Source organism: Rubrivirga sp., from assembly GCF_049648075.1.
Classification (GTDB): domain Bacteria; phylum Bacteroidota; class Rhodothermia; order Rhodothermales; family Rubricoccaceae; genus Rubrivirga.
Map to the genome: position 1 here is coordinate 1 of NZ_JBARYR010000521.1, position 4,885 is coordinate 4,885.

Here is a 4,885-nt window from a genome sequence, read left to right on the forward strand (position 1 = left end):
GCCTTCGTCGGGCTCGCCCTCCGCGACCGCCCGCGCCGCTGCCGCCACGTGCACAGGGTCGAGGCCCGCCTCGGCGCCGACGGCTTGGAGCTCTTCCATCGACAGACCGAGGTTGGCCTCTTGATCCCGCACCTGCGCAGCGGCGGCGCGAGCAAACACGTCCTCGATCTCGGGGGTGGTAAAGCGGCGGGCGGAGTCCATCGGTCGGTCGGCGGCGTCCTCGACGCTACGGCCGTTCCGTGCGCCGGTTGCAGATGGGCGTCCTCGAGGGCGTGGCTCCCCGACGCTCTCACTCATGCGCACCGATCCGGTCCGTCCTCGAGGACGCTCTGAGTCTGAATCGCGGTTTAAACCGGATAGGCGCGGGTCTCGCCAGATATGCGAAATCAGGGCCTCGAGGGCGATTTTGACATGCGCGCCGCCTATCTTGAGGTCTGCAGGACGCGGCCCCAGCGGGGCTTTCCCCTTGCCTCCACGACACCGACGACCACGACTATGCAGATCACCGCGCCCGACACCTCGAAAGCGCTTCCGTCCCCCGATGCCGTCCGCAGCATCCTGGGCGAGCACGTGCTCACCGACGGCTACCCCATCGTCCTCGACATGGAGGAGAGCCAGGGCGCGCGTCTGCGCGACGCCGTCACGGGGAAGGACTACATCGACTTTTTTACGTTCTACGCCTCGAACCCGCTGGGCATGAACCACCCGGCGTTGGCCGGCGACAGCGACGACGCCGTCGCGTTCCGTGCCCGGCTCATGGACGCCGCGCTCAACAAGGTGGCGAACTCGGACGTGTACACGGCCCACTTCGCGCGCTTCGTCGAGACGTTCGGGCGCGTCGGGATCCCGGACGAGCTGCCCCACGCCTTCTTCGTCTCGGGCGGCGCGCTCGCCGTCGAGAACGCGCTCAAGGTGGCCTTCGACTGGAAGGTGCGGAAGAACAAGGCCAAGGGCTACTCCGGCGAGCGCGGCGACAAGGTGCTCCACTTCCGCGAGGCGTTCCACGGGCGGAGCGGCTACACGATGTCGCTGACGAACACTGACCCGAACAAGGTCGCCGGCTACCCCAAGTTCGACTGGCCGCGCGTCACGACGCCCAAGATCCGAGGCGGCGACGTCGAGTGGAAGGAGGAGATGGCGATGAGCCAGGCCCGCCAGGCGTTCTTGGACAACAAGGACGAGATCGCGGCCATCATCATCGAGCCGATCCAGGGCGAGGGCGGCGACAACCACTTCCGCCCCGAGTTTCTCCAGGCGCTCCGCGACCTGGCCGACAAGGAGGAGGCGCTCTTGATCTTCGACGAGGTCCAGACGGGCGTCGGTTTGACTGGCGAGTTCTGGGCCTTCCAGTCCTACGGCGTCACGCCGGACATCATCGCGTTCGGCAAGAAGACCCAGGTCTGCGGCATCCTGGCCGGTCCGCGGATCGACGAGGTCGAGGACAACGTGTTCGAGAAGTCGAGCCGGATCAACTCGACGTGGGGCGGCAACTTGGTGGACATGGTCCGCTTCGACCGGATCCTGGAGGTCATCGAGGCCGAAAACTTGATCGACAACGTCCGCGAGCAGGGCGCGCACCTGATGAACCGTCTCGAGGCCATGGCCGAGCGCTTCGAGGCCGTCACGGACCCCAGGGGCCGCGGGCTGATGTGCGCCTTCGACCTGCCCGACGGCGCGACGCGCAACGCGGTCGTGAGCGCGGCCTACGACGGCGGGCTGATGGCGCTCGGCTGTGGCACGCGGACCATCCGCTTCCGCCCGGCCCTCACCATCTCCCAGGCCGACCTCGACGCGGGACTCGACATCTTGGAGGCCGCGCTGGAGTCGACGCTGGGCTAGTCGTCCTCGAGGACGAGCCTTTCCATCTACGACCTCGAGACTGCTTCGACCTCGAGGCTGCTTCGGCCTCGAGGTCGTTTTGGTTGAGCGCGTCTCCAGACGGCGGTGCTACGCCGTCGGCCTCGAGGACGCCGTTCTAGACGCGCCCTGCTCGGCCCGGAGGAGCGACCTCCTCGGGCGGCGTCACTCCGGGGATCGGCTCCCTCGAGGTCGTGCTCGGCGGCCCCGCGTCGGGGTCTGCCTTTCCAGTCTTGCCGCCGCTCCACGTCGCCCACGCGAAAAAGGCGATGAGCGCGAACGAGGCGATGCCGAGGACGACGTAGAGGATGCCAGCGAAAGACACGGTCCCAAGGGGCGAGTGAATCCGTCGTACGCCAGAGGTGAGTCAGGCTTCCGTCCTCGAGGACGGTCAGGGATTTCGCTACGGGCTGACACAACGCCCCGAGTTTCTCGTAGCGTCCAGCTGTCACACTGCTTTGGTTATGGCTGCCCCGCTCGACTCTTTGACGTTCGCCCAGGCGCAGGCCGACATGAGGCGTGGCTACGCCTCGGGTGCTCCAGGCGTGCTGATCTCAGGACTCGTCTGGCTTGCAGCGGGCGTGGTCGCTGTCACGGTGTCGGATCGGGCGGCCGTCCTCGCGCTCTTGGTGGGCGGCACGGTGATCTATCCGGCAAGCCTGGTGGTGACGAAGCTGATGGGGCGGTCGGGCACGCACTCGGCTGGGAACCCGCTCGGCCGACTCGCGGGTGAGGGAACGGCTCTGCTGTTCGTCGGGCTCGTCATCGCCTACGGCGTGTCGGTTTTGCGCGTCGAGTGGTTTTTCCCGGTCATGCTCCTCATCATCGGCGCGCGGTACCTCACGTTTCAAACGGTCTACGGGCTGCGCGCGTACTGGCTGTGCGGGCTCGCGCTCATCGCAGCAGGCGTAGCGGTCGGACTCGCAGAGGCTCCGGTGTACGTCGGAGCGTTTGCGGGGGGAGCGATCGAGCTCGTGGTCGCTGGCGTTCTCGGGGGCCGCGAGCGGTGGACGCCCGACGGCGAGACCGTCCGCTAGGCGTCGTCCGGGACCGGGTCCTCGTCCTCGTCCAGGAACGGCACGCGCGCCGGTGCCGACGCCGTCCTCGACTCGGTGTCGTAGGTGCAGCCGGCCGCCAGAACGTGGATGCGCAGGCCGATGAGCGAGACCGGCTCGCCCTCTCGCGCGGAGTCCATCGACGAGTACGACAGCTCCGACGGGTCCACGACGGTCACCGTCCCGCTGCCGATGACCTCGAACGTGTTGTCGGCCTCGAGGACGAGCGCCGTGTCCTCGTCGATGCCGACGCCGGTCATGAAGGGGTTGAAGGAGACGGCCGTGAGCAGTCGCCCCAGTCGGTCGCGCTGGCGGAAGTGCTGGTCGATGACCAACCGGTTGGACAAGCCGAGGCCCGGAGCGAGCGTGACCTTTTCGGTCGTCGGGGTCGGGCCGGTACGGCCGGAGGCGATCATGTGCTCGGGCATGACGGCCGCGCCTGCCGACGTGCCCGCCACCACGACGCCCGCCGCGTTCCGCCGCCGAATCGACTGGGCGAGCGGCGTTCCGCCCAAGATGGTCGACAAGCGGAGCTGGTTGCCGCCCGTCATGAAGATGCCCGTCGCGCGCTCGACGACCTCGAGGGCGGCCGGGACACGTGCGTGCTCGCGAGACGTGATCGACAGGACGTCGGTCTTGCGGGCGCCCAGCTCGGTGAACAGTCGGGCGTATCGGTCGCCGGTGTCCGGGAGCTCCGAGGCCGTCGGGATGATGGCGATGTGAGCGTCGCGTCCGCCAGCCAGTTCGATCACGCGGGCGAGCACGTCGCGCGTACCGGTCTTGGCCTCGGCCCCGCCGATGGGGACGATGGGGCCGCGCGGCGTGTCGGTGTCGGGAGAAGGCATTCAGTCAGGAAGGCGCGTCGGCGCCTGTGTGATCTAGTGTGCGTCGCGGAGGCGCATGGTATCGGGAGCCTCGAACGTGCCCCAGCGGACGGGGCGGCCGTCTCGGACGTGCCACCGGCCTCGGGCCATCACGCTGCGCGGTCGGCCGTCGTCCTCGAGGACGACCAGGTCAGCGTCGCGTCCGGCCTCGATGCGGCCCTTGTTCGGGAGGCGGAGATAGCGGGCCGGCGTCTCGGTGATTGGGGCGAGCGCGTCGGGGAGGTCGACGCCCAGGGCGAGCAGGTCGACGAGCAGGTCCGAGATCGCCCTCGAGGTCGCGAAGTCCATCCGTTCCAGGACGCCGTCGCGGAAGTGGGGGAGGCAGCCGCCGCCGTCGGAGGAGACCGTCAGGCGGTCCTTTAGTCCGGCCTCGAGGGCGCGGATCACGGCGTCGGAGGCGGCGACCTCGTCGTCCGTGGCGAACTCGGGCGGAAACGCCGTGACGTCGATGGTGACGCCGGCCGTGGCGACCTCGAGGGCGTCGTCGAACAGGCCGCTGCGTCGGTTGACGTGGGTCGGGTGGAAAGTGCGCGTGGGGAGCTCGGTCTCGTCGAGCAAGGCGCGGACGTGGTCCAGGCCGCGGCGCCCATCGCCGACGTGCAAATGCAGGACGCCGGCCTTGCCGGTCATCAGTCCCGCCACGTGGCAGTCGGCGGCGACGCGGGCGATCTCCGTCCTCGAGGGCTGCGACGAGCGGTGGTCGCTGATGGCGAGCTCTCCAAACCCGATGACGGGCTCGACGGTCGCGATGTCGGTGCGAACGGCGCCGGTCAGCGTCGTGGGCGGCAGGTGGTAGCCGCCGGTCCAGGCCCAGGCGCTCAGACCTTGGCGACGCAGGCCGTAGACCTGGCGCAGTAGCCCGGCCGTCGTGCGCGTCGTGTCGTCTGTCCCGAGGAGGCCAACGACAGACGTTACGCCGGCGGTCGTGTAGGCCGTCAGGCTGGGTGCGGGCGCGGCCGTCTCGGGTCCCGCCTCGCCGCCGCCGCCGGTCACGTGGACGTGAGCGTCGACGAAGCCCGGTACCAGGCGCCGCCCCTCGAGGTCGACGGTCTCGACCTCGAGGCTGCTGAACGTGGGCTCGTCCTCGAG

At 69.1% G+C, this 4,885-nt stretch carries 6 protein-coding genes; 2 read left to right on the forward strand and 4 right to left on the reverse strand.

Going from position 1 to position 4,885, the window contains the following annotated elements; translation table 11 throughout:
- Positions 1-297 (reverse strand): hypothetical protein (locus WBA11_RS14555; RefSeq protein ID WP_424521388.1); only part of this gene is annotated, 297 nt, incomplete at its 3' end.
- Between the two features lie 198 nt (positions 298-495).
- Between WBA11_RS14555 and lat the strand changes: the two genes are divergently transcribed.
- On the forward strand, positions 496-1,839 hold the full coding sequence (gene lat / locus WBA11_RS14560; protein ID WP_424521389.1) for an L-lysine 6-transaminase: 1,344 nt from the start codon (positions 496-498) through the stop codon (positions 1,837-1,839).
- Between the two features lie 136 nt (positions 1,840-1,975).
- On the opposite strand, the gene WBA11_RS14565 is transcribed toward lat, so the two are convergent.
- Positions 1,976-2,182, reverse strand: coding sequence for a hypothetical protein (locus WBA11_RS14565; RefSeq protein ID WP_424521390.1), 207 nt, complete (start codon positions 2,180-2,182; stop codon positions 1,976-1,978).
- A 139-nt stretch (positions 2,183-2,321) separates the two neighbouring features.
- Between WBA11_RS14565 and WBA11_RS14570 the strand changes: the two genes are divergently transcribed.
- Positions 2,322-2,894, forward strand: coding sequence for a DUF7010 family protein (locus tag WBA11_RS14570; protein ID WP_424521391.1), 573 nt, complete (start codon positions 2,322-2,324; stop codon positions 2,892-2,894).
- Here the strand turns inward: WBA11_RS14570 and WBA11_RS14575 are convergent.
- Together WBA11_RS14575 and iadA are read right to left on the reverse strand one after the other, a co-directional pair.
- Positions 2,891-3,757: a cyanophycinase gene (locus WBA11_RS14575; protein WP_424521392.1), complete on the reverse strand. Its 867-nt coding sequence runs from the start codon at positions 3,755-3,757 to the stop codon at positions 2,891-2,893. The genes WBA11_RS14570 and WBA11_RS14575 overlap by 4 nt on opposite strands.
- A gap of 33 nt (positions 3,758-3,790) precedes the next feature.
- Positions 3,791-4,885 (reverse strand): beta-aspartyl-peptidase (gene iadA, locus WBA11_RS14580; RefSeq protein ID WP_424521393.1); only part of this gene is annotated, 1,095 nt, incomplete at its 5' end.

What these genes read in the sequence shown, in the direction of transcription:
- lat (WP_424521389.1), top strand. Translation starts at nt 496, where the DNA reads ATGCAGATCACCGCGCCCGACACCTCGAAAGCGCTTCCGTCCCCCGAT.
- WBA11_RS14575 (WP_424521392.1), bottom strand. Translation starts at nt 3,757, where the DNA reads ATGCCTTCTCCCGACACCGACACGCCGCGCGGCCCCATCGTCCCCATC.
- WBA11_RS14570 (WP_424521391.1), top strand. Translation starts at nt 2,322, where the DNA reads ATGGCTGCCCCGCTCGACTCTTTGACGTTCGCCCAGGCGCAGGCCGAC.